Raw genomic sequence first — 2,631 nt, 5'->3', positions numbered from 1 at the left:
ATATCTTGAGATATCGCCGACTCGTCGAGCTCTTGATGCGCGCGATCTTGAGGGGCATTGTCTGATTTGAGCTTTTCCGACTCCTTGCTGGCTAACGCTTTGACTGTCTCACTTCGTTGTGCTTGTTGGATTTGGTCGGTTTCCAGCTTCATCTCTTCCGGCGTTTCAAATTGCTTGGCTTGGATTTCTGTGAGTGCGTTACGCTCTTCTTCGTTGAGGAGCATACCTGGGGCGACACACTCAAAGTAAATCGCTTTTTGATACGCTTTGGTCATGGCGGGCGATGGGGTGTAATCACGTTTTATAAAGGCCGGTGTCACATCTCGCATCTTATCAAAGTGCAAATCCAGTCGAGTGATAAAGCTGCTTCCTGGTACGCGAAGGTAACATTGCAAATCATCCATGGCTTGGATTTCACTGCTAGAGACGACCGGACGTGTCGTTGTCTGGTGGCCAATCGATACCCCGTCACGCAAAGCATTTGCACCGTAAGAAATGTTCTCTCTTGATACGTCCACTTCTTGCTCACCCAAATCTTTGGATGAGATTTGCGCCATCTGCGCTGATGGGGCGCGAAAGTAAAAGCGCGAGTTGAGTAAATCAAAAATAACGTCCGCGGTATTTTTTCCGTAGGTTTTTACAAGCTGAGCATAAGACTGTAGACCAATCACATAACAGCCCCCAAACTTACGCACTTCTGAAATGATGTTATCAAGCTCAGGCAGTTTATGCAGACTCGGCATCTCATCCATAATCACCCAGATACGGCGGTCTTCATCGTCTTTAAGTCCCAAGATGGCGTTAGAAGCAATGGCAAGCCAAGTCGAAATCAAAGGACGTAATGAAGCGTGTTGCTGCGCGTTACTAGATAAGAACAAAAAGCCTTTTTGTTTATCATCTTGTACCCAATCGGTGATAGAAAACGGTTTGCGTTTGGGCTCTCCTTTCGCGTCTTTATCATCCAAGCCATCTAAAAAGCGTAGGCTCTTAATGTAGGTGGCGAGCACCGACTTAATGGAGATGGCCGTCTTTTTGATGTCTTTCGAGACCAGGGAAGCAGACTCTGTGCCTTGCAGGAAATTACCCAGGGTTTCAAGTTCAGACGTGAGTATCAGGCTGAGCAGCCTTGCGGTCGAGCAGGGCTTGTCATCTTGGCTCATGCGATACGCCGCACTCGAAAAAATAGTCCGGGCGGAATCGACCCAGAATGGGTCACCTTCGCCATGCTGCGGGATAAGGGCGCTGGCGATATTTTCAAAGTCAGGGGCTTCTTTTGCATCGCACCACACATCCCAATTGGCGCAGCGTTCATCGAAGGGGTTGAGTAAGGTGTCTTGGCTAGGGTCAAAGAACTTACTGGTAAAGGTGCAGCCTTTATCATAAATAATCGCTTTATCCCCACGTTTACGTATCCATCGCAGCAGTTTACGCAGCATGACGGATTTACCTGCCCCTGTGGTGCCGTCAATCAGTATGTGCTGCACTTCAAACCCACGTTTAAATAAGGCCAGCCCATCCACTTTGAAATCAGAAATCCGTCCATTGCCTACGCCCTGTTTCTTGAGTTTCTTTGCCCGTTTTTTCAAATCATTTGTGAGCACTTTGGGTTCGGCGTATTGAAAGCCTTGAACGTGGAAATCTTCACTTTGCTTTTCGCCTTGTCGTTTAAAGAAACTCATGGCGAGCATCAAAATAGCGAAGGCAATACCGATGGCAATTAAGAAGTTGATTTGTGCTTGGCGAATGACGTCATCATAAAGGCTGATGAGTTGGGTATTTTCCAGTTGGGAGGCGAGCGTGCCAACGTAGCGTTTTCCACTCCAGAAAGTCGTGACTTCGCTGTTAAGATTGTGCCCAAAGCTGGCATAGATATGGTTGCGCCAGTAGTAGAACACCGACCAAAAGGCGTTATCGGGGGCGCGTAGCCAAGTAAGCACGCCTGTGAGCGCTATCACCGACCAAATGGCGGTGTAAACTAAGGTGTTGTTGACTTGAAAGAACATCCGAATGGAGTGAAAAGTAATTTGTCCGCCACGGGTAAAGTGGTTGCCGGACGCGCGTTTAGGTCTAGGCATCGTGGTTCCTTGTGAGTGAAATGGAGTACTTTTTTAGATAATTACCTGCGCATGCAGATGAACGGGTTTAGACTGAATGGTTGTTGGCTAATGGTATTGCTGTGCAGGGCTCTGATATGAAAAAATTTACGCATGCAGAAGGTTAGACACGGATGTTAATCTCTCCGACGGGGTGGGGAGTCTAGAGCCCCGACATGTTGGCAAAACTTGGGTGGTTTTATTTCCTTGCGCTGATAATCGTCACGGTCTCGAACGTGGTCAGTGTTGTGCTCGAAACCTTCAAAGCAATCCTGATTACTATTTTTAAGAAGAAAAGCGAAATTGGTCTCTGTGTAATAGAGATGGTGAGCTTTATGTTGATGATGGGCATCACCGGACAGTGATTGGTCGAGTGTTTTTGGAAACGAATGGCTTTGAGCTTATGATTAAAAATGTCCTCGTTGCTTATTGCGCTGGGCGGTGATCCATCGTATTCGTATTTTCCCGCGTCGGCTGATTTCAAGGCGATTTCATGGTAAATTTGTCAGAATGATAACGTTCCTTAATGACCTTCAAC

2 protein-coding genes are annotated in these 2,631 nt (G+C 47.1%); one reads left to right on the top strand and one right to left on the bottom strand.

Translation table 11 applies throughout. The features are described 5' to 3' along the window. Nucleotides 1–2,075, bottom strand: a 2,075-nt coding sequence (gene traD / locus AB4503_RS24725; protein ID WP_372115870.1) for a type IV conjugative transfer system coupling protein TraD, incomplete at its 3' end; no start/stop codon positions are given. Nucleotides 2,076–2,269: 194 nt separating this feature from the next. Here traD and AB4503_RS24720 point away from each other — a divergent pair. Beyond that, nucleotides 2,270–2,458 carry a hypothetical protein gene (locus tag AB4503_RS24720; protein WP_226974873.1) on the top strand — a complete coding sequence of 63 codons (189 nt, stop codon included), beginning with the start codon at nucleotides 2,270–2,272 and terminating at the stop codon, nucleotides 2,456–2,458. Nucleotides 2,459–2,631: the final 173 nt, after the last annotated feature.

It is taken from the genome of Vibrio sp. 10N.222.55.B11 (assembly GCF_041473705.1).
Lineage (GTDB): Bacteria > Pseudomonadota > Gammaproteobacteria > Enterobacterales > Vibrionaceae > Vibrio > Vibrio crassostreae_C.
This window is presented reverse-complemented; position numbering and strand designations above follow the sequence as displayed.

What these genes read in the sequence shown, in the direction of transcription:
- AB4503_RS24720 (WP_226974873.1), top strand. Translation starts at nt 2,270, where the DNA reads ATGTTGGCAAAACTTGGGTGGTTTTATTTCCTTGCGCTGATAATCGTC.